The following is a 22,581-nucleotide window of genomic DNA, read 5'->3' as shown; positions in this document are numbered from 1 at the left end:
CCTTGAATGACTTAAGGCGCTTTCAAAGCGCCGCCAAAATCCTAGAAGTTGTAGCCGATTTTCAAGCGCGCTTCATATTTTTCATGATCTGCTAAATGCAGTCCATTGGTGTTGTTTGCGCTTTCATCTGTGCCTGATAACTGTTGAACATAGGTGAATGTTGCCCACCAGTCTTTGGAACCATAATGAAGCGATGGTCCGGCAAAGGCATCCCAATGATCAAATTCCCAGCTTCCCACAGTTGGATCAAGCATTTCTTGGTCGACCCAACCTTCAACCCCTACATACCAATTAGGTACAAATCGATAAGATACACCTGTACGAAGTCTGGGTGCCAAGGCGGTTTCATAAGCGCTCTGCCCACTATCTTTCCAGTACTCCATTTCTAACTCAAGGTTGGTCACCCATTGTAATTGGCCGTCCATATAGGGTTTTTGCGTAATGAGTTTTGTTTCCAATTCATACCCCTGACCTTCTGCACCGGTGATGCTATCGACGGTGTCGTAAGTCAGTTCTCCATACAGAGATAACCCAAACCCATCTGCATAAGGCGAAAGAACCATATGTTTAATCTCGGCTGACATGCCGCTGATGGCAAAGCTATTTTTGCTGCCGGATATTTCTTCATCTCCAACCGGGCCGGCACAGCCGACGCCACAATTGTAATCATGGCGATAACCGTTGATATAGCCCGCGATGGAAGTTCGATTTGTTAATCCATACTCAAGTTCGCCTCGAATGGCTTGAGATGAATAGGATCCTCTTCTTTTATCACCATGATGAGTGATCCATAAATAAGCTTCTTTAGCACCTTGAGGCAGTGTTTCGGCACCTGTTGTATAGCCAAGCAAGTTTTCATCGGCGTACACAGTGGAAGCGCTAAAACTGAAAAGAAAAGCAAGACTTGAGACTTTTAAGTATTTTTTCATTTTGACACCTTATATTATTTTAATATCGTAATGATTATGAGAATCGTTATTAATAACTTCAAACAGGGATGTTAAAGAAGAGTGTTTTTAATGTCAATATAAATACAAACAATTATTGTTTGTATGTTTGTTTTTATTGGTAAGTAGTGAGAGAATAATAAGGATTAAGAAGAGTCTTTTATCAACAGAAGGGAGGCGAAATGGAGAAGAATGATCGGGTTTACATTGGATTGGAGCGAGATAAGTTAGTAGAGTTGATGCAAAAAGGCGACATTTGCGGGGCGGACATTCATGCTTTAAATGCCGAAGCAAAAGAGTTAATTCAGCAAATTTGTTTGAAGAATTGTGTCAAAAAAGTGTGTTCTGACTGTGAAATGCAGGATGTTTGCGGGGTAAAAGAGGAAAGGTCTATAACGCCTTTCCATTCCATTGCCCTATCACTGAATGGACATTAATGCTTTTCCCATTGTTGTTTCAAAGCAATGCCAATGCCGTTGCCGGCTAACGCGGCGATGGCCCATAACCAACCATGCAAACTTCCTGAACCGATGCCACTGAAAAAGGCACCAATGTTACATCCAAAGGCAATGACCGATCCGTAGCCCATTATGAAGCCGCCGACCACTGCAAACAGATGAGGTTTAATGGTAAATTGGGTAGCTTCTTGTTGCGTGTTTTTGGCCAATAACGTGACGAGCAGCGCACCAAAAATTAAACCCAAGGTGGTTAAACTGACGGTGTCTTGTAGGACGGCACTTTCTAAGCGGTTTGCATGGCTGATCCCATAAGACCAGAACTGCCAATCCACAGGTAAATTTAAGCCATCACTGATTTTTAACCCCCAGTAAGGAAAGACATTTGCGATTGACCAAGGTTGGCCGCTTAAAACTAATAGAAGGGCATTGAGTGCGGCTAATAACAGTCCTGCTTTTAGCCATGGGTGCCAATCTGATATTTTCCAAAAAGAGCTGTGAGTCAGTTGACTGACTTCCGTAAAATTATTTTGTTCTTTGATTATGGCGAGCCAATAAAGTAGGGCAATAAACCCGAGTTGAATGACCAGACCTGAGAGTAACCCAAACTGCTCAAGGACGGATACGGGGGGCAGTGTTGGAACCGAACGCCAAAATTCGTTATGGTAAGCGGCTAACGTGCCTCCGATCAGCAGAAAAATAAAGCTGCTGAGCGAGAGGGGTTGTAATTGCCCTAACTTGTTGAAGGTGCCTGATGTACAGCCGTTTGCCAGTTGCATTCCGACCCCAAACATAAAAGCGCCGGCCACCACGGATAAACTGAGCGGTTGCACAAATCCCGTCATGGGCTGCCCATTAATGGAGCCAATGCTGAGCAATATAAAAAAGAGCACGCTGCTTAATGCAAGCATCCACAGAACCGCTCGGATGCCCAAAGTTCTACCTTGCGTTAACAACTGGTGTGAACAGGTTCGAAAGCCAAATTGAAAATAGTTTAGGCTGGCACCCAACAAAGCACCGACTAAAAAAAGTGCTACATTGGTTTGCGCCAAAACAAGACTCATTGCCAGCAGCGGCATGAGCAAAATCAAGGCGAATGATTTTTGAAGAGGGTAAAAAAACAGTATGCGGTTCATAGGGTAAAATTCCTTGTTTGAACGGCATTATAGAGGGTTAATCCCAGATCAAAAAATCATTCTGTTTATGTTGCTATTGCCTTTTATTATGCCAAGAATCGCTAATATTTTTATATGCTAATATTTGGTTTAAATTAAAAGTGGGTTGCTATAATAATGCCCTTGTATTTATTTGATTTGAAAGCCGTTGAGGATGCATTTTGAAAAACAGTATTGTTGCTAAAATTCCGTTTCATTTTAAAGGTCAGGCCTTTGAACCGAGTAGTCGCATTGATTTAGACGATTGGGCGAAAAGAGGGGAAGAAACTTTACCCGATCTGGTGAAGATCATTGCACAGGAAAATCAAATTGGGTCTTATTCTTATGAGCTGGAAGTGATGGAGGTGTCAGAGATCGAGTTTGAGTCACCGACAGGCCGTGCGGAAAAATTTTGGGATCCAGAAATCGGCACATTCGATTTTAATGGCTTCAAACAGTACTGGCTGGCTGAGCAAGCCTTTACGCAACTTAATCAGATTTCAGAAAATATTCTTGGCGCGTCTTTGGAAGAAAACTCTAAGATGCACCAAGCGTTAATGCAAGCATTTCTGGCTGGAAAAGACAGTTAAGTTTTAGCTATCGGTTGCTCTTAAGACCGCTTTTTCAGCCGATTCAATATCGTCAATGCTGACATTCAAATTTTTCAAACGGCCATCTTTAATATTGTAAATAAAGCCGTGAATGGCTAGATGTTGTCCTTTTTTCCATGCGTTTCTGACCGCTGGTACATGACAAATGTTGCGAACTTGCTCCACCACGTTGATTTCACACAACCGATTCACTCTTTCTTCATAAGGCAGAGCATCCAGTTCCGTTTGTTTGCGTTGATAATACTTACGGATGGGACGCACCCAGTGGTCGATCAGACTGGGATTGTGTTCTTCCATTGATGCGATGACGCCGCCACAGCCGTAATGCCCGTTCACAATGATGTGCTTGACCTTTAGAATCTCCACCGCGTATTGAATAACAGAAAGGACATTCATGTCACTTGAGTTGACGAGGTTGGCGATGTTTCGGTGAACAAAAATAGTTCCTGGATCCATCTTAACCAGCTCGTTTGCAGGAACTCGGCTATCGGAGCAACCTATCCAGAGATATTCGGGTTTTTGTTGGTGAGATAGGGTTTCAAAAAAGTCGGGACGAATGGCGTTGATTTCATCCACCCAATCACGGTTGTTTTGTAACAGCTGCTCGATTGATGTATCGCAGTCACATTGATGGCACATTAAGAATCCTTTTGGAGAAGTTGTTTTGGGGATACAAAAATGCCCTTAAATTGTAAGGGCATTTACTTTAAAGCTTCTTCAAAATGGGAATTATACACGTTTTTATTGTGTGATTTTCATAAAGACTTGAGGTAATTTTTCGGGCAGCTTGTCGACATGGTCAATGACGGTATAGTGGTTGTCAAAAATGGTCTCAACGTATTCATCGGCATTCGGATCTAAGGTAATGCAGTAGGAATAGATCCCTTTGCTTTTCAGTTCTTCGACCGCTTTATGAGTGTCTTGAATTAAAACCTGTGGGTCTTTTGTGTCAATATCCGCCGGCTCACCATCGGTTAAAATCAGCATCAGTTTTTTCTCAGCCTGCTGTGCTTCCAGATAGTGTGCGGCATGACGCATGGCGGCTCCCATTCGAGTCGAATAAGAGGCTTCCATCGCGGCAATGCGAGACTTGACCTCATCGCCATAATGCTCTGAATAGCCTTTGATATGCTGATAGCGCACTTCATGACGCGTGTCCGAGCAAAAGCCCGCAATGGCGAACTTATCCCCTAGCTGTTCAATGGTCCACGCAGTGATGGCAAGGGCTTCTTCACTTAATTCCAGTAAAGTTTGGCCCGTTTCCTGATTGCGTTCATTCAACGATTGTGAGGTGTCGACCAGTAACATGACGGCAATGTTTCGGCTGTCGGTGGTATGGCTGTAGTTGATTCGAGGGTCCGGTGCTTGCCCGCTTTTAAAGTCAATGACGGAACGAATCGCGACGTCCAAATCCAACTCTTCCCCTTCTTCCTGAAACCGAATGCGTTTTTTGTTTTGCGGTTTGAGGGCTTCAATCATTTTTTTCAAACGCTTAGCCAAACCGTCATGTTTTTCCATCAGGCGGTCAATTTTGTTTGAGTCTCCAGAAGGGTGTAAGCGTTCATAAACCGTTGCCCAGTCGGGACGATAACTTTCGGAGATATAATCCCATTCGTCATAGTGGCGGGGAGGTAAGCTGTTTGCGTCGTCGACTACTTTTTCATCGGAGTGATATTCGTTGTTATGGAAATCTTCCGCTTCGTCATTTTCTTCGTGATGGAACCAGATAAAGCGATTGTCATCTCGATAGCTGATTTCAGTATCGTCAAAGAAAACGTTTGGCAAGCTGTCGGTTTTTTTGCGCGATTTGACATAGAAGTTCGTGCCCAGTTTCGCCATGTCTTGTGTGGTGGAATCTTCACCTTTTTCAGATAAAATGGCATTGAACTGGGCGCGGAAGTCTTTGATTAATGGGTTTTCCGGGTCAAATGTTTCATCCATTAAGGCGCGAGACAGACGGGTGGATCGGTATCGTAAACAGGCCTGTTGGGTCGGATCGCACGCGCCTTTTTCCGGCACTGGGTGGAGTGCAAGAAACAAAGGTTTTAATCCGGGAAAGCGTTGAATGGCCAATCTTTCCACTCGGCAGTCTTCAAAGGTGGAAATAAAGAGCTGCATGTGAGGGGCGAAATTATCGGCCATCAACTTGGTTGACCATTCTTTGTGCGCCATCATATGCGCCAGCATGGCGCGATAGCGATCCAAGCCGCTAACACCATTTTCATCTTCATAAACATCCGGCACGGCAATGAGTTCTTCATCCAAATACGGAACGGGTTTACGAAGTTGATCGAATGCGGTGGAGAAAACCGAAAAAGGGCGGTCACAATGCCACATGCAGTCTTTTAACATATCCAAATGACGTTCCACGTCTTTGAACGTTGTGCCTTGACGTTCACGTTGAATGATGCTTTTGGCGTCGTGCGATTCTAACCCGAAATAAGCAATTTGCTGGTCAGGTGCATCGTTGTAGTTACGCGCGCCATACTCAATAAAGTTACGAATACCTGCCAGGCTTAATTTTGAAATTAATTGCGGCATCGATTCCAGTAATGGAATCATTCCGGGGCTTTCATATAAAGAATGATGGCCATGAATGACAGTTTGAGTCTTATCGACATATTCATCAATGATGTCTAAATAATGCTGAAGATCCTCTAACGTATCGATACGTCGACAGACGCTGCTAAGCGACTCTAAAAAAGGAATTAAAGCTTTTTTGTTGGGGCTGCGAGCCAATTTATAGCCGTAATCGGCAACCATTTTCATGGTGCCTTTTCCGATATGAGAGGCGATTTCCGGCATGATCTCGAGGTAGACTAATACTGGCTCAACGCCCATTCCTATTTTACAAAGAAAATTGGCACCATCAATATAGGCGATGACCCCTTCGTCTGAAAGTTGCTGTGCAGCATCTTCGATACACGCAGGGAAAACGTCTAACGCCTTTGGAAAATTACAGCTGAATTTGTCTTGATATCCAGAAACAACTTCTGTTATGACTTCTGCATTCATACTCTAAACTCATTTGATTGAATGATAAATCGTTACCACCCATTTTTCGGGCGGCAGTTGGTTAAAAATGACCAGACCTGGCCAGTTTTAGCCAAAAATCATTTCAATGGCATTATCAAGGGTTTGACGAATGTCTGCATCGTCGGTGATTGGGCGAACCAATGCCATTTTGCAGGCTTCAATCGGGGTAATGCCTTGATTGATCAAGGTTGCCGCATAGACCATCAGTCGCGTTGAAATCCCTTCATCCAAACCATGGCCTTTTAGGTTTCGAGCGGTTTCGCCAATTTTAACCAGTTTTTGAGCCGTTTCAGAATCAACGTTTCCTTCCTTTTGTAGGATATGCGCTTCCATTTCAGGTAAAGCATAATCAAAATCCAAAGCACAAAAACGTTGTTTGGTGGATTGTTTTAAATCTTTCATCAATGATTGATAACCAGGGTTGTATGAAATCACTAACTGAAAATCAGGGTGGGCTTTAATCAATTCACCTTTTTTGTCTAAAGATAATTCACGGCGGTGATCGGTCAGGGCGTGAATGACGACCATAGTGTCTTGACGCGCTTCCACAATTTCATCTAAATAACAAATGGCGCCGTAGCGTGCTGCCAACGTTAAAGGGCCGTCAACCCAGCGAGTGCCGTTTGCATCCAGCAAATAACGGCCAACTAAGTCAGAGGCGGTGATGTCCTCGTTACAAGAAACGGTAATGATTGGTTTACCCAGTTTCCAAGCCATGTGCTCAACGAAGCGTGATTTACCACAACCCGTCGGACCTTTGACCATGACCGGTAAGCGAGCGGCATAAGCCGCTTCATAAAGTTCAACCTCATTGGATTGAGCATCATAAAATGGTTCGTTTTCAATCTTGTATTGTGTAATGTCCATATCAGTTCCCCGTAACGTTTATGGTAGGTATTTTCAAACAGAGTGTGAAAATCCCGATGAATAAATTAAAGCGATATTAAAGTCATTTAGGTTTCTGGTTTACCGTGCAGACAAGTAAAAGAGAAAACTAAATAACCTTGTGTTTGGCTAGGTTTTTGGTTTGGGTGTTAAAAAAACCCCTGCGCGAACGCAGAGGTTTCTTGGGTGTTTAAATAAACATTCGTTAAAGAATGGCTTATTTGTGTACGCCCAACTTCTCTCTCCAACCTGGGTAGATTGTGTCTGCATCTGCAGGGAAAGATTCGAATGCGCGAGCGAACTCTTTGTGCTCTTTCGCAAATTCGATTGGATCTGCACCTGATTTCCAGCACTCGTAAGATTGACGAAGTGACGTTGCACCTGCCGCTGGAGAATCGATGTGACCGTAAGAACCACCACCAGAAGTGTTGATAACGTTCCCGTGACCTAGGTTTTCGAAGAAACCAGGTAGACGTAAAGCGTTCATACCACCAGAGATGATAGGTGTTGTTGGCTTCATACCATTCCATTTCTGGTAGAAAGCTGGCCCTTGACACTCATCACGCTCGATCATGTATGCGATGTTCTTATCAGAAGCATCACCTTCCATTTTACCGTAACCCATTGTGCCCACGTGGATACCAGAAGCACCTTGTAGACGAGAGATTTTAGCCAAAACGAAGGCCGTGTAACCACGTTTCGCTGAAGGCGAAGTGATCGCACCATGACCTGCACGGTGATAATGTAAGTACTGTGAAGGATAGTTACGACGTGCTGTCGTAATCATACCAGGACCACCAACATAACCATCAACTAGGAAAGCAACCTGAGGCGCGTCAGCACCGAAAGTTTCTAGGATGTAATCTGCACGGTAGCACATTTCATGGTGGTCATCTGCAGTGATGTTTGCTGAGAATAACTTGGTTTCACCCGTTTCATCTTGAGCACGCTTCATAGCATCTGCAACCAATGGGATTACTTTTTTCATTGGGCAGAAAGTTTGGTTACCTTGTGGTTCATCGTTTTTGATGAAATCACCACCTAGCCAGAACTGGTATGCTGCGTCAGCAAATGGCTCAGGACGTAGACCTAGCTTAGGCTTGATGATTGTACCTGCAATGTAACCACCGTTGTCTTTATCACGACCAAGCATTTTCCACATGTTTGTGATATCAACAGCAGGACCGTCAAATAGGTGAAGTTTAGTTTCTGGTACCCAGAAATCAAACATTTGAAGGTTCTTAACGTCACCCATACCTTGGTTGTTACCAATAGCAAGTGTCAAGAAAGAAACGATCATTGTTTTACCGTCAAGTCCGTTACGATCGAAAAGATCGAAAGGATAAGCAACTTTCATGATTCCGTTTGCTTCGTCGATGTCATAAACAATCGCGTCAACGCCTTTAGTGAAATCATCAGTTGTACAAACTTCAACGTTTGTTCCTGTTGAAGATTCAGCAGCGATGTGAGCGGCAACTTCTAGGTAACCGTAACCAGCAGCTGGTTCCATTGTATAAGCAACAAGAATATGATTCTGACCTGCAACTAGGTCTTCTTCTTTTAGGCTTAAATCAGCATAACGATTCGACTGATCCATGTTTTATACCTCTATATATTGGGACAACCGTTCAGGTGAACATGTCCATAATTTTTGTTAAGTCATTTTTAATAAATCACTTAACCCCGAAATTTGAATGGCTATTATAGAGTGTTCATGAATAACTTCAAATCAATAATTTTGATTATTAGTATAGCTTTCTATCTATTCTGATTTTGATTTTGAATAGATAAGTAGGTGGGGGAAGGCATCAACGAAACTTATTAAAAGCGAGCTCGCTAAGTTTTTCGCCTTCTATTTTTAAGAGTTCAATGAGTTTTTCTGCAGCAATGGATAATACTTTCCCTTTTGGATAAGCCAGATACCAGTGACGGTTAATTGGAAACCCTTTTACATTGAGGATACTGATCTTGCCTTGGTTTATTTCTTCCATTAATGTAGGCACCGACGCTACGGTAATCCCCATGTTTTGCAATAAACCAAGTCGAATAGGTTCGTTGCCACCGAGGACCATCTTAATGTTGGGTTGAAACTCAAACTCTTCAAAGACTTTTTCAATTTGCGCTCGGATGCCTGAACCCGTTTCGCGCATTAAAAAAGGCTCATCGACCAAATCTTGTATTGAGAGTTGTTTTCCGACTAGGGGATGATCACTATTGGCCAAAAAAGCGAGTGGATTAACGGATAGTTGAGAGGATTCAACATTTAAGTCTTCCGGAGGTTGTCCCAGTAAATAAAAGTCATCTTTATTATCGTTAATTCGTTCAATTAGACTTTCTTTGTTACCAACACGCATGATAACGGTGACATCAGGATAAGATTGGGTGAAGTTTTGAATGACTTTAGGTACAAAATATTGTGCCGTTGAAATAACAGTAAATTTCACGCTACCGCCAGAAAATCCTTTGAGGTGATTGATTTTCTGTTCGGCAATCGAAAGTTGTTGCAGGATATTGTTAGCCGCTTCATAAAGTGCTTTTCCGGCTTCAGTTAAATGCATTTTGCGTCCGATTTGTTCAAAAAGCGGACTTTCCAGCACCTCGGAAAGTTTTTTGACTTGCATTGAAACCGTCGGCTGAGTAAGGTGCAATTCCTCCGCCGCCTTGGAAAAGCTCTGGTGTCGGGCGATACTTTCAAATACTTGCAGTTGTCTTAGGGTGGCGTTCCGAGCCAGTATGGAGATTTTTTCAGGCATAGTAATCCCTTATCGAGTGTCTGACATTGCAAGTAGCTTGTTGATATCGACTGACTTTAGAAATTCTAAAAAAGCAACAGCTGGAGGCATGAGTACTTTATCTCGCATTTTAGCAATATACCAGTCTCTGCTAAGTGGGAATCCCTGCACGTCAAGTACGGTTAGATGTCCATATTTGGATTCGATACGGACTGCGTGCCGAGGAATGACAGAAATGCCCAGGCCTGCCATAACACCTTGTTTAATGGCTTCTGTACTTCCCAACTCCATATAGGGTTGAATTTCATACCCTTCTTCAGCAAAGCGTTCCTCTGTTGCAATCCTAATACCTGATCCGGCTTCTCGCATCAGAAAATTTTCATTGGCAAGATCGCTTAAAGGAATTTGTTTGTGTTTAGCAAGAGAGTGGTTGGGTGGTGCAGCGACAATCAGTTCATTCTTGAAAAAAGGGAACGCTTCCATCTTTAGTTCGGGCGGCACTCTGCCCATAATAGAGAGATGATATTGGTTTTGTTTTAGCTCATCCAAGATGCGTCTTCTATTAACAACTGTTATGGAAGGAATGACATCTGGGTATTTATTCAAAAATGCTTTCAAAACATAAGGAATAAAAAATTTGGCCGGGGTGACAACCGCTAATTTAAGTTCCCCTTCAATCTTATTTTGATCCGTCTTAATGTTGGTGTTAAGGGTCTTAAGCTCTTCTAAAATGGTGGTGCAGGTTTTAAACATGTGTTCACCTGCGGAAGTTAAATAGAGTTTTTTACCGATGACTTCAATCAGTTTAATATCGTTGTTTTCTTCCAATCGTTTTATTTGAACGGAGACAGCCGGTTGAGAAAGATTCAATTCTTCCGCTGCTTTTGTGTAGCTTAAATTTCTTGAAACAGCCTCGAAAATCCTGATCTGCTGGGCGGTTATATGTAGGTTTTGCATTTAGTTTTCCTAATTGGTAAACTTTTAACTGGTTGAATTGTAAAGGAAATATTTTGAATCATATACATTTGTTTATGAATTGTATAACAAAGACTCAATGTTCAACCAGATTATTTTAGATAAGATACGAATCACTGAAAGCGGAAGCGTTTTTAAACGCAATTTAAAAATCGTTTTCTCTAACTCTTTTCATGATTAAACTAAAACGAAGAGGTAAACCATGGCTAAGACTTATAACGCCGGTGTAAAAGAATACCGCGAAACGTATTGGATGCCAGAATATGAGCCTAAAGACTCAGATTTTCTAGCATGTTTTAAAGTAATCCCACAGGATGGTGTTCCACGTGAAGAAATCGCAGCAGCTGTTGCGGCAGAATCTTCAACGGGTACATGGACAACTGTTTGGACTGACTTGTTAACAGATCTTGACTATTATAAAGGTCGAGCGTACAAAATTGAAGACGTTCCTGGTGACGATGCAGCATTTTATGCTTTCATTGCATACCCAATCGATTTATTCGAAGAAGGTTCGGTTGTTTCTGTATTGACTTCATTAGTTGGTAACGTATTCGGATTTAAAGCACTACGTGCTTGTCGTCTAGAAGATATCCGTTTCCCTCTAGCCTATGTGATGACTTGTGGTGGACCTCCACACGGTATTCAAGTAGAACGTGACAAAATGGATAAGTATGGTCGTCCAATGTTAGGTTGTACTATCAAGCCTAAGCTAGGTCTTTCTGCTAAAAACTACGGTCGCGCTGTATATGAGTGTCTACGTGGTGGTCTTGACTTCACGAAAGATGATGAAAACGTTACTTCTCAGCCATTCATGCGCTGGAGAGATCGTTTCCTATTCTGTCAAGATGCGATTGAAAAATCACAAGCAGAAACGGGTGAGCGTAAAGGTCACTACCTAAACTGTACAGCTGGTACGCCAGAAGAAATGTACGAGCGTGCTGAGTTTGCTAAAGAAATCGGTACTCCGATCATCATGCACGATTACCTAACAGGTGGTTTCACTGCTAACACAGGTCTTGCGAACTACTGTCGTAAGAATGGTCTGTTGTTACACATTCACCGCGCAATGCACGGTGTAATTGACCGTAACCCACACCATGGTATTCACTTCCGTGTTTTAACGAAAGCACTACGTTTATCGGGTGGTGATCACTTACACTCAGGTACTGTTGTAGGTAAGCTTGAAGGTGATCGTGAAGCGACTCTAGGTTGGATCGATCTTATGCGTGATTCTTTCATTGCTGAAGACCGTTCACGTGGGATCATGTTTGATCAAGACTTCGGTGCAATGCCTGGTGTTCTACCAGTTGCTTCTGGTGGTATCCATGTATGGCATATGCCTGCTCTTGTTTCTATCTTCGGTGATGACTCTGTTCTTCAGTTCGGTGGTGGTACGCTAGGTCACCCATGGGGTAACGCTGCGGGTGCGGCTGCGAACCGTGTTGCTTTGGAAGCGTGTGTTCAAGCACGTAACGAAGGTAAAGAAGTCGAGAAAGAAGGTAAAGAAATTCTTACTAACGCTGCTAAGCATAGCCCAGAACTTAAGATCGCAATGGAAACTTGGAAAGAAATCAAGTTCGAATTCGACACAGTTGACAAGCTAGATGTTAAGCATAAGTAATAGATAATTTAGGAGAATATAATTATGAGTATTCAAGATTACCCATCTCGTCTTTCAGATCCACAATCTCGTAAGGCAGAGACGTTCTCTTACCTTCCAAAGATGACTGCTGAGCAAATCAAAGCACAGGTTCAGTACATCATTGATAAAGGTTGGAACCCTGCAATCGAACATACAGAGCCAGAGAATGCTTTCTCTTACTACTGGTATATGTGGAAGCTTCCTATGTTCGGTGAAACTTCTGCAGATGCAGTACTAGAAGAAGTTGATGCATGTATCAAAGCTAATCCAAACAACCACGTTCGTTTGATTGGTTATGACAACTATGCACAGTCTCAAGGTGCTAACATGCTTATTAAGCGTGGTGACATGTAATTTTAATTAAAATTACATAACCTTACCCCTCAGGCTTTGCTTGAGGGGTCCAATTTAGAAAGGAGATTAAACAAGAGTTTAACGCTTCTTTTACCCTGGTTTACTTAGGCAGCTTTATACCTCCTGTCTAAGTAACGGCCAGCTAGCCCCGAAACTAGCTGGTTTTCAATCCATTTAGATTTACTTATTTAAAATAAAGTAACGAAATCTAAATATTTTGAATGCTACTTGCCAATGGAGAAACAACATGTCGGAAATTAACGCATTAGATCCTAGTCAATACCTTATTAAAGACGAGCCATTTTATCGTCCAGTTGCTGATGAAGTAGAACTGTTTGAATCAGGTTACGCTTCAAGAATGCCTATCATGTTAAAAGGGCCAACGGGGTGTGGTAAGTCTCGTTTTGTTGAATACATGGCACATAAGCTTAATAAGCCATTAATCACGGTTGCCTGTAACGAAGATATGACCGCCTCAGATTTGGTGGGACGTTTCTTGATCGATATTAACGGAACTCGCTGGCAGGATGGTCCTTTAACCGTTGCTGCACGTATTGGTGCGATTTGTTACCTTGATGAGGTGGTAGAAGCACGCCAAGATACCACAGTTGTTATTCACCCATTAACGGATCACCGCCGTGTTTTACCGTTAGATAAAAAAGGTGAATTGGTAGAAGCGCATCCTGATTTCCAGTTGGTTATTTCTTATAACCCAGGTTATCAGTCTATGATGAAAGACCTGAAGCAATCGACTAAACAGCGTTTTGGTGGGTTTAGATTTGACTACCCTGAGGAAGCGGTTGAAGCCGATATCGTTGCGAAAGAAGCGGGCATTGATAAAGAGACAGCTGAAAAGCTGGTTCAAATTGCACAGCGTTCACGTAACCTTAAAGGACACGGTCTGGACGAAGGGATTTCAACCCGTCTGTTGGTTTATGCAGCGCAGTTAATCAATAAAGGTGTAGATCCTAAAAAAGCGTGCACTATGGCCTTGATTACGCCGTTGACAGATGATGACGATATTCTAGATACCTTGTTAACCACTGTTGATACTTTCTTCGAGTAATAAAAATCAGCTCAGTCAACCGGTTTAAATTTAGGTCGCTTTTGCGGCCTAATTTTTCACGGTGACTTGTAGATATTATTGATGATTTAAATAAGAGAAAGAGCTATGAGTTTTGATATTGAAGAAGTCAAAGCATCCTTGATTGAAAGTGTGCCGCAACTGGAAGAAATGCTTGATTCATTGATTCAAGAAGCTTCGCATTATATGAATGAAGCTTCTCGTGAAACATGGTTGCAAAACGCACAAGGAATTGCTTACCTAGGAAAAGGTCAACAGGTTGTCGTTAGCTATCTTGAGGCCGTGCCACAAGTGATTGCTAAAATTGATGATGAGATTCTGGATGACATTCTTGAAACCGTCATGAAATTGTCTTCGGTGACCTCTGGAGAAGTGGTTTCACTTGTATTAGATTCTTTGCCAGTTGTGGCTGAAAGAACAGGAGATATCGATCTTTTAAGACAGTATTTAGCACTTGTTTATCAGATTGGTTCTAAAACCCCTCGCGGCATGCGCCCAATGTTGAGCAATATTGATGATTTGATGTCAAAACTGACTGTCTCTGGTTTAAGACGCTGGGCACAGTGGGGTGCACAAGCACATGCTCGAAATTTTCAGGCGCAAATTGATTACTTCGGGCTTGAATCTGAAGACTCAAAAGCGGTTTTTCAGCAACAGCGTAAAGGTTCCTTGTTCATCGATTTTCATCGGCCGATTAACTTTTATTTGAGAGCTTTCTGGGCGCGTGACTTCTTTATTCGACCTGCGGCAGCAGACTATGATGACTTTAAGCCTTATTTTGAAAATATGGCCATGCACTTGCCGGATGCTTTGAATGATCTGGGAGACATCAAAGGGGCCGAACTGTATCGCGCAATGGCAGCACATATGGCATCGCATTTAGCGTATACCAAAGAAGCCATTTCGATGGAGCAGCTGAATCCTCAGCAAGCCTTCTTTATTGAGCTTATTGAAGATGCACGTGTCGAATACAATGCGATTAAAAATTTCCCAGGCCTGAAGAAGCTTTGGAAAAAAGTCATTAAAGCCAGTATGGAAGCTTCTGAACTGCCCGAAAAGTCGACTGCTTATCGTTTAGAGCAGTTGGCGATGAAGTTGATGGATGTTAATCATGATTTGCAAGACGAGCAAATGATGGTCGTTGCAGAGCGTTTCTACAATGAAATCGAAGAGAACCTGGATAACGAAAAATGGTCTTGGGATTTAGGGATTTTGCTTTACAACGTCTTGAATAAAGCGACGTCTAAGTGGGAATCTCTCACGGATATCAGTCAACAACGTTTCGGCTATCGTGATGACAACCGTTTAGTTTGGGCAACTGATGAATGGGCGGACATGGAAGGGGGCGGAGCGCCACATCAAGAAACCGTTCGTAAGACTGTTTCATTGATGGAAATGATCAATGAAATTGACTCTGAACTGGTAGATATAGACCATGAAGAAGTTTGGGTCTTGGGATCTGAGCTTTATCCTTATGAAGATAATGGACTCTCTTATAACGAGATGGAAGGTATTGAACCGGTTTCAGATCCATTCCATTATCATGAGTGGGATTACCGTGTTCAGTTGAACCGTCCTAATTGGGTCACTTTGTACGAGCATCGTGCGAAGAAAGGTGATCCCCAGTTGTATGACAGAATCCTGGAACAGAATAAAGGAATTGCACACCGTATTAAGCAAATCGTTGATAAGTTACAAGCCGTTGGTTTGCAGCGTATTCGTCGAATTGAAGATGGGGATGAGCTTGATTTAAACGCCTGTGTAGAAGCGATTACGTCAATCCGTATGGGGCAGGAACCTGATCCACGAATCACAATGAAAAATGTGATCCGTAGCCGTGAAGTTTCCGTGGTCGTTTTACTGGATTTATCTGAATCGACTAATGAAATGGTCGATGGAGGCGATAAGACTATCCTTGAAGTGACGCAAGAAGCGGCTATATTGGTTTCTCATGCCATCAATGGTATCGGTGATCAATTTGCGGTGCATGGATTCTCATCTGACGGGCGTCATGATCTGCAATATACTCGATTCAAGCAGTTTGATGAGCCATTCGATCAAGATGTTCATTCACGTCTTGCGGGAATGAAAGGTGGGTTATCAACCCGTATGGGTGGCGCAATGCGTCATGCTGGGAATTACCTTGAAAAACAAACCAGCAAGCAAAAACTGTTGTTGGTGATTACCGATGGTGAGCCAGCGGATATTGATGAAAAAGATGGTCAGTATTTGAAACAAGATGCGAAAAAGGCAGTTGAAGAGCTTCAGTCTAAAGGAATTTATTCCTATTGCTTAACCATTGACCAATATGCAGATAAGTATGTGCATAATATTTTCGGTCAAAATCGTTATGCCATTGTCGATAACGTCTTAAAATTGCCTGAAAAATTACCGCAATTATTTGCAAACTTAACCACTTAATTGGAACCTAAAATAAGATGAAAGCACAGCAGTTTATTGAAGCCGTCGAGCAGTTAGGTGAGGATGATCTTCAACTCGTGCTTGATGGGGATGCCATTATTGTTGAAAATGATGTGGCATTAACTACAGGAAGAGCAGACAGTGCTTATGTTATTTATGAATTGGCAGAAGACCCTTTTAAATCTTCGGCTGAGATTAAATCTTTTTTAATAAAGAATGCAGAAGCTCTTTTGAAAGAGTATTACCAGTTTAACCCGGTGAGTCGTCAATACTTTGATCGCAGTTTGAATAAACTATTTGAAGAATATGGTCCAGATGCTTTTTCAGCGACGCCTAATGGCGAGCCGGAGCGTGTCCTGTTTGTGGAAGACGGTGAACTGATTTCTGAAGACGCGTCAAGTCCTCGGTTTAAGTATGGGATGTTTATGACGATTGAAGACCATATTAAACCGCTGGCAAGAGCGAACAAAATTAAAAATTGGGTTCAATCAGGAACGGCTTACGGCGACTATATCAGTGTTAATGTGTGTCGCTTCAGCGCGATGGAGTAAGTTTGTTAAGCTATTCTGTTATCAAGGCTGCCTTCGCGCAGCCTTTTTTATGTAAGGCGATTAAAGAAATCAATTTAATAGAAACACGCTAAATTATTTAACACATTCCTTTCTTGAAGCATGAAGTTAATTAATCAGTAGTGTCTATTCTTGTTCTTCTTTCAAACTATCTAATTTTTTGACCTTTTTATAGGCTTTTTTAACGGCCTTTGTAACCCGTATTTGGATTTCCTGGTATTCCTCTGCAGACATGTAAAACGACATGTCGATATCATGACGGATGTAACGTGGTGCAATTCGGTTGAGTGCGATACATGCCATGTCTGCCAATTGGTTTTCGGTTAATCCTACCGCCAAATAATGTTCTTGGATATGGTTAAAGACCGGTCTTTCGTAGTAATTGTGAACGGATTGTAGTTCAGACATGGGTAAAATTCCTTAATGAATAACCATTATTTAACTATACCGAAAATGCAGGCATAAAAAAAGCACTCGATGAGTGCTTTTTAGGAAAGAAGTAATCGCTTTGTTAACTGATGGCTTCGCGCTTCACGGCACGGTGACCAATGTCGGTACGGTAATAGACTTCATTCCAGTGGATTTTCGCAACCCCTTCATAGGCTCGTTTTTGAGCGTCTGTCACGTTTTCGCCCAAGGCAGTGATGCATAAAACACGTCCGCCTGAGGTCACCAATTGCCCCTGTTCATCTAAGCGAGTGCCCGCGTGAAAGACTTTAGTATCGGTATTGTTGGCATCTTCAATGCCTTTAATAACATCCCCTTTACGATACTCATCAGGATACCCTCCTGCTGCCAAAACAACCCCTAATGCTGGGCGAGAATCCCATTTGGCCGTCACGCTATCCAGTTTTTTATCTAACGCTGCTAAACACAGCTCAGATAAGTCGGATTGTAAACGCATCATAATCGGTTGTGTTTCCGGATCACCAAAGCGGCAGTTAAATTCAAGTACTTTAGGGGTTCCATCCTCTGCAATCATGATTCCGGCATATAAAAATCCCGTATAAGGTAGGCCGTCTTTTGCCATACCATCCACGGTTGGGCGAATCACTTCCTTCATAATGCGATCGTGAATTTTACGCGTCACTACCGGGGCAGGTGTATAAGCACCCATGCCTCCGGTGTTAGGGCCTGTGTCATCATTGTTTCTTGCCTTATGGTCTTGAGAGGTTGCCATCGGTAAGATGTTTTCACCATCAGCCATTACGATAAAGCTTGCTTCTTCACCGACTAGGAACTCTTCAATAACGACACGTGCACCAGCATCACCAAATTTATTGCCCGCTAGCATATCTTCTACCGCAGCAATGGCTTCTGCATTGGTTTCCGCCAGGATAACGCCTTTTCCTGCGGCTAATCCATCCGCTTTAATGACGATTGGTGCACCCATTTCTTCGATATATGCCACCGCGGGTGGAATGTCGGTGAACACGGAATAAGCCGCTGTTGGAATGTTGTGCTTTGCTAAAAAGTCTTTTGAAAACGCTTTAGAGCCTTCCAATTGTGCTGCGCCTTTACTTGGGCCAAAGCACTTTAGACCCGCTGCTTCAAAGGCATCTACCACACCAAGTACGAGCGGGACTTCAGGACCTACAATCGTTAATTCAATGGCATTGTTTTGAGCAAAATCCACCAGGCCTGGTAGATTTTCGACGGCAATATCTACATTTTCGATATTGTCTTCTAGCGCTGTTCCAGCGTTGCCAGGCGCTACAAATACTTTTGAGACTTTATCTGATTGAATGGTTTTCCATGCCAAGGCATGTTCGCGACCACCACTTCCAATAATAAGTACATTCATTTAAATTTTCTCTTGTTTATTCCAAATTCAAGAGGAAGGAGCGTTTTGCTTAAGGTCAAGGCGGGGTTGAAAGCCCGAGCGCAGCGTACTAAAGGTACGTGAGCACTGGAAGTTCAATCCCAACGCTGAGATCAAGTAAATAAGCCCTTCCGAACAGGATTAATGTTTAAAGTGACGCATACCTGTAAAGACCATCGCGATGCCGTGTTCATCAGCAGCATCAATCACTTCTTGGTCACGCATTGATCCACCTGGGTGGATCACGGCAGTTATGCCAGCTTCTGCTGCAGCATCAATCCCATCTCTAAATGGAAAAAACGCATCTGAAGCCATAACGGAACCCGGGACTTCAAGACCTTCGTCAGCCGCTTTGATACCGGCAATTTTCGCAGAATAGACACGGCTCATTTGGCCTGCTCCCACGCCAATGGTCATGCCATCTTTAACGTAAACAATGGCATTGGACTTGACGTATTTTGCGACTTTCCAGGCAAATTGTAAGTCCGCCATTTCTTTTTCACTTGGTGTTCGTTTTGTAACGACTTTAAGGTCTTCTTCAGTTACGTATCCTAAATCACGGTCTTGAACCAGTAAGCCACCGGTAACGCGTTTGTAGTCATAAGCGGCTTCTTGTACACCTAAGTCACCACAAATCAGCAAACGAACATTTTGTTTTGCGGCAATCACGTTTTTTGCATCTTCTGACACATTCGGTGCGATGATGACTTCGACAAATTGGCGCTCAATAATGGCTTGAGCAGTTTCTTTATCGAGTGCGCGGTTAAAGGCAATAATGCCACCAAAAGCAGAAGTCGGGTCGGTTTTATAAGCGCGATCATAGGCTTCAAAAACATTTTCACCAATGGAAACACCACAAGGGTTAGCATGCTTAACAATGACACAAGCTGTTTCATCAAAGGTTTTAACCAGTTCCAGCGCGGCATCTGTATCGGCGATGTTGTTGAAAGACAAAGCCTTGCCTTGTAGCTGTGTCGCGGTTGAAATAGATGCTTCGGTTGGGTTGCGTTCTGTATAGAAAGCGGCAGACTGATGTGGGTTTTCCCCGTAACGCATGGATTGTTTTTTCACAAACTGCGTGTTGTAGGTTCTTGGGAAAGTATCGTCTTTGTCTTCGCTGAACATCGTACCGAAATAGTTTGAAATCGCCCCATCATAACGAGCAGTTTGCTCAAATGTTTTGATGGCTAGGTCAAAGCGCGTTGCGTGAGACAACTGACCGTCATTCGATTCCATTTCCTCTAAGATACGCGCGTAATCTTGAGGGTTGGTTACGACAGCAACGTCCTTATGATTTTTTGCTGCAGATCGAAGCATTGTCGGGCCACCAATATCGATATTTTCAATCGCATCTTCTAAAGAACAATCTGGATTGGCAACAGTCGCTTCGAAAGGATATAAATTAACCACCACCATGTCGATTGGGTCGATGCCATGTTCAGTCATAACGGCATCATCTGTTCCGCGTCGACCTAATAATCCGCCATGAATTTTTGGGTGAAGTGTTTTGACTCGACCATCCATCATTTCTGGGAATCCTGTATATTCAGAAACTTCCGTCACCGGTAAGCCTGCTTCAGAAAGTACTTTATAAGTCCCTCCGGTTGACAATATGGCAACATCCATAGCGGTTAAAGATTTGGCAAACTCTAAAATGCCATTTTTATCTGAGACGCTAATCAGGGCGCGGCGAACAGGTTTCATAAGGGATTTTTCTCCAAAATTGGTTAGTCAGTAAAAGGGGTGCCTGTCATAGGCGAATTTGTTTTTATGCTTGCACTATTTTGTAAAGCTGCATTTTTTTTCTTAAGGTATTACGGTTGATACCCAATATCTCAGCGGATCGACTTTGATTAAAAGCGGTTTCGTTTAACACAAACTCGATTAGCGGGCGCTCGACCTGGCTGATCACCATTTGATAAACATCACTTGGCACTTCGCCTTCCAGTGTTTCGAAATAATTTTTCAGCGTCGTGGTGACATGTGCGCTGAGTGCCTGATTCGCAGGACTGTTATCGGATTGTAATGTCATAAAGTATCAAAGTAATGGTTGATTAAGTTGAGTTGCGCCTGAGTGCTCTCAAGCCGATTAAATTTTTTTCTTAGCTCTTTACCATTAGGAAGGTATTGGCTATACCAGCCCAGATGTTTTCGAGCAATTTTATGACCTAAATGGTTGCCGTAAAGCACATCCAGTTCCGTAAAATGTCGGATCATCACTTGGTGAAACTCAGCGAAACTGGGAGGAGATAAAAGCTCTCCTGTTTTTAAAAAGTGTGCTATCTCTCTGAAAATCCAAGGATATCCTTGCGCGGCTCGGCCAATCATAATTCCATCTGAACCGGTATATTTTAATACAAATTGAGCCTCTTTTGGGCTGCAAATATCACCGTTTGCAATAACAGGGATTTCAACCGCCTGTTTTACAGCTTTGATGGTGTCATACTCGGCTTGACCATTAAATTTGTCTGCACGGGTGCGCCCATGTATTGTAATCGCTTTAAGCCCTGATTCTTGCGCCAGTCTGGCGATTTCGATGGCATTGATATTCTCAGTATCTGTTCCGGTTCGAATTTTAACCGTTACCGGCAACTCAACCGCTTCGGTCAGGCTTTTAAAAATATCTGAAACTAATTCAGGTTTGCCCATTAAGGCCGAGCCTGCGGCGACATCACATACTTTTTTGGCAGGGCAGCCCATGTTGAGGTCAATGATGTCTGCTCCTTGAGCTTGCTGCCATAAAGCGGCATCCACCAACTCCTGTGGATGTGTGCCCAATAACTGGACTATGCGGGGTGAGAGTTCAGTTTTATCAGCATGACGCGTTGAAGATTTAGCAGACTCCCGCAACTGTTTTTTTGAGGCGACCATTTCTGAAACGGCATAGTTCGCGCCTGATTCACGACAGATATCACGATAAACTCTATCAGTGATGCCTGCCATTGGTGCGAGGGCAATCGTTGGTGTTTCAGAGTCAAATAACGTCATCATGCTGCAAAACTAGTCAGAGGGTGTTTGTTTGATAAAGCTGAGTTGCGACCATTCATCCAAATCATTTTGCGCCACGAATTTAAATCCTTGTTGCTGATAAAAGGTAATCAAATCCGCTGCTTGATTACTTAATAAACCCGATAAAACCAACGTGGCATGCGGTTTCATCAATCGAATAAACTCTGGCGCAAGTTCTTTGAGCGGGCCTGCAAGAATGTTGGCAATTAATAAGTCAACCGGTTCAGATTGAAAGTTTTTAACCAGCTGAAATGCAATTGTCGCGTTATTTCTTTCGGCGTTTTGTTGGCTGGCAATAATGGCTTGTGGGTCAATGTCCGTGCCTTTGACATCATTCGCGCCCAGTTTTTCAGCCGCCAGAGCCAAGACACCAGAACCACAGCCGTAATCAATCACGTTTAAATTTTTTGGCGGGTTTTGATCTAGCCAGGTGAGACATAAAGAGGTTGTTGGGTGGGTGCCGGTTCCAAACGCCATGCCTGGGTCCAGCATAAGATTAACGGCATTCGGTTCGGGAATATCACACCAGCTGGGTACAATCCATAAACGTGATCCAAATTGCATCGGCTGGAACTGATCCATCCAGGCGCGGACCCAATCTTTATCTTCCAAGGGCTCAATGGTATAAGCAGAAGAAGGCACTTGAGGTATTAAAGTATTTAGCTGTTCAATCGTGGCTGGAATGTCTGCTTCCGCATCAAATAGGCCAATGACCTTTGTTTGACTCCAAATGGGGGTTGTGCCGATTTCAGGTTCGAAAATCGGTTGGTCTTTTGCATCCGCAAACGTGACTGAAGCGGCATTGACCTCCATGAAAGCATCCGATAAAGGTTCTGCGAGTGCTTCCGAAACAGTAGTGTTAATTTGAATCCAGGCCATATGGGT

The 22,581-nt window shown here is 43.0% G+C and carries 21 protein-coding genes; 7 read left to right on the top strand and 14 right to left on the bottom strand.

The genetic code is table 11. The features are described 5' to 3' along the window. Positions 1–41: 41 nt before the first annotated feature. On the bottom strand, positions 42–929 hold the full coding sequence (locus P8629_RS03035; RefSeq protein ID WP_278164331.1) for a DUF6662 family protein: 888 nt from the start codon (positions 927–929) through the stop codon (positions 42–44). A gap of 200 nt (positions 930–1,129) precedes the next feature. Here P8629_RS03035 and P8629_RS03030 point away from each other — a divergent pair, with 200 nt between their 5' ends. Then, the gene (locus P8629_RS03030; protein WP_278164329.1) at positions 1,130–1,384 is read left to right on the top strand and encodes a hypothetical protein; all 255 of its coding nucleotides are present in this window, start codon (positions 1,130–1,132) and stop codon (positions 1,382–1,384) included. On the opposite strand, the gene P8629_RS03025 is transcribed toward P8629_RS03030, so the two are convergent. Then, positions 1,381–2,538, bottom strand: a complete 1,158-nt coding sequence (locus P8629_RS03025) for a YeeE/YedE family protein (protein ID WP_278164327.1) — start codon at positions 2,536–2,538, stop codon at positions 1,381–1,383. The genes P8629_RS03030 and P8629_RS03025 overlap by 4 nt on opposite strands. A gap of 200 nt (positions 2,539–2,738) precedes the next feature. Here P8629_RS03025 and P8629_RS03020 point away from each other — a divergent pair, with 200 nt between their 5' ends. Then, on the top strand, positions 2,739–3,146 hold the full coding sequence (locus P8629_RS03020) for a hypothetical protein (RefSeq protein ID WP_278164325.1): 408 nt from the start codon (positions 2,739–2,741) through the stop codon (positions 3,144–3,146). A gap of 3 nt (positions 3,147–3,149) precedes the next feature. Here P8629_RS03020 and P8629_RS03015 read toward each other — a convergent pair whose 3' ends face one another. The 6 genes from P8629_RS03015 to P8629_RS02990 all read right to left on the bottom strand — a co-directional run bounded on the left by P8629_RS03015 (position 3,150) and on the right by P8629_RS02990 (position 10,777). After that, entirely contained in the window at positions 3,150–3,806 is a 657-nt protein-coding gene (locus tag P8629_RS03015; protein WP_278164324.1) for a carbonic anhydrase, read from the bottom strand. Between the two features lie 102 nt (positions 3,807–3,908). Then, positions 3,909–6,182 carry a nitric oxide reductase activation protein NorD gene (locus P8629_RS03010; RefSeq protein WP_278164322.1) on the bottom strand — a complete coding sequence of 758 codons (2,274 nt, stop codon included), beginning with the start codon at positions 6,180–6,182 and terminating at the stop codon, positions 3,909–3,911. An 87-nt stretch (positions 6,183–6,269) separates the two neighbouring features. After that, complete coding sequence (locus P8629_RS03005) at positions 6,270–7,070, bottom strand: CbbQ/NirQ/NorQ/GpvN family protein (protein WP_278164320.1); 801 nt, start codon at positions 7,068–7,070, stop codon at positions 6,270–6,272. A 235-nt stretch (positions 7,071–7,305) separates the two neighbouring features. Beyond that, positions 7,306–8,685, bottom strand: coding sequence for a ribulose-bisphosphate carboxylase (locus P8629_RS03000; protein WP_278164318.1), 1,380 nt, complete (start codon positions 8,683–8,685; stop codon positions 7,306–7,308). Positions 8,686–8,896: 211 nt separating this feature from the next. Continuing rightward, positions 8,897–9,841, bottom strand: a complete 945-nt coding sequence (locus P8629_RS02995; protein WP_278164316.1) for a LysR substrate-binding domain-containing protein — start codon at positions 9,839–9,841, stop codon at positions 8,897–8,899. A 9-nt stretch (positions 9,842–9,850) separates the two neighbouring features. Further along, positions 9,851–10,777 (bottom strand): LysR family transcriptional regulator, encoded by a 927-nt coding sequence (locus P8629_RS02990; RefSeq protein ID WP_278164314.1) that lies wholly within the window; start codon positions 10,775–10,777, stop codon positions 9,851–9,853. Positions 10,778–10,997: 220 nt separating this feature from the next. Between P8629_RS02990 and P8629_RS02985 the strand changes: the two genes are divergently transcribed. From P8629_RS02985 to P8629_RS02965, 5 genes are all read left to right on the top strand, one after another. Beyond that, on the top strand, positions 10,998–12,416 hold the full coding sequence (locus P8629_RS02985; protein WP_278164312.1) for a form I ribulose bisphosphate carboxylase large subunit: 1,419 nt from the start codon (positions 10,998–11,000) through the stop codon (positions 12,414–12,416). A 21-nt stretch (positions 12,417–12,437) separates the two neighbouring features. Further along, the gene (locus tag P8629_RS02980; protein WP_442908689.1) at positions 12,438–12,791 is read left to right on the top strand and encodes a ribulose bisphosphate carboxylase small subunit; all 354 of its coding nucleotides are present in this window, start codon (positions 12,438–12,440) and stop codon (positions 12,789–12,791) included. A gap of 247 nt (positions 12,792–13,038) precedes the next feature. Next, on the top strand, positions 13,039–13,857 hold the full coding sequence (locus P8629_RS02975) for a CbbQ/NirQ/NorQ/GpvN family protein (RefSeq protein WP_278164308.1): 819 nt from the start codon (positions 13,039–13,041) through the stop codon (positions 13,855–13,857). A 105-nt stretch (positions 13,858–13,962) separates the two neighbouring features. Beyond that, complete coding sequence (locus tag P8629_RS02970; RefSeq protein WP_278164306.1) at positions 13,963–16,296, top strand: nitric oxide reductase activation protein NorD; 2,334 nt, start codon at positions 13,963–13,965, stop codon at positions 16,294–16,296. A 17-nt stretch (positions 16,297–16,313) separates the two neighbouring features. Beyond that, the gene (locus P8629_RS02965) at positions 16,314–16,847 is read left to right on the top strand and encodes a hypothetical protein (protein WP_278164304.1); all 534 of its coding nucleotides are present in this window, start codon (positions 16,314–16,316) and stop codon (positions 16,845–16,847) included. A gap of 144 nt (positions 16,848–16,991) precedes the next feature. On the opposite strand, the gene P8629_RS02960 is transcribed toward P8629_RS02965, so the two are convergent. From P8629_RS02960 to prmA, 6 genes are all read right to left on the bottom strand, one after another. Next, positions 16,992–17,273, bottom strand: a complete 282-nt coding sequence (locus tag P8629_RS02960; protein WP_278164302.1) for a late competence development ComFB family protein — start codon at positions 17,271–17,273, stop codon at positions 16,992–16,994. A gap of 103 nt (positions 17,274–17,376) precedes the next feature. Beyond that, positions 17,377–18,669 carry a phosphoribosylamine--glycine ligase gene (purD, locus tag P8629_RS02955; RefSeq protein WP_278164300.1) on the bottom strand — a complete coding sequence of 431 codons (1,293 nt, stop codon included), beginning with the start codon at positions 18,667–18,669 and terminating at the stop codon, positions 17,377–17,379. A gap of 159 nt (positions 18,670–18,828) precedes the next feature. Continuing rightward, positions 18,829–20,391, bottom strand: a complete 1,563-nt coding sequence (gene purH / locus P8629_RS02950; RefSeq protein ID WP_278164298.1) for a bifunctional phosphoribosylaminoimidazolecarboxamide formyltransferase/IMP cyclohydrolase — start codon at positions 20,389–20,391, stop codon at positions 18,829–18,831. A 64-nt stretch (positions 20,392–20,455) separates the two neighbouring features. After that, positions 20,456–20,719: a helix-turn-helix domain-containing protein gene (locus tag P8629_RS02945; RefSeq protein ID WP_278164296.1), complete on the bottom strand. Its 264-nt coding sequence runs from the start codon at positions 20,717–20,719 to the stop codon at positions 20,456–20,458. Next, a complete protein-coding gene (dusB, locus tag P8629_RS02940; RefSeq protein WP_278164294.1) occupies positions 20,716–21,678 on the bottom strand; it encodes a tRNA dihydrouridine synthase DusB in 963 nt (320 codons plus the stop codon). The genes P8629_RS02945 and dusB overlap by 4 nt, the downstream gene beginning before the upstream one ends. Before the next feature lie 9 nt (positions 21,679–21,687). Further along, entirely contained in the window at positions 21,688–22,575 is an 888-nt protein-coding gene (gene prmA, locus P8629_RS02935) for a 50S ribosomal protein L11 methyltransferase (protein WP_278164292.1), read from the bottom strand. Positions 22,576–22,581 lie beyond the last annotated feature (6 nt).

The organism is Hydrogenovibrio sp. 3SP14C1 (assembly GCF_029625905.1).
GTDB lineage: Bacteria > Pseudomonadota > Gammaproteobacteria > Thiomicrospirales > Thiomicrospiraceae > Hydrogenovibrio.
Note: the sequence above shows the minus strand (reverse complement) of the source record. Positions and strands in the feature narration are given on the sequence as shown.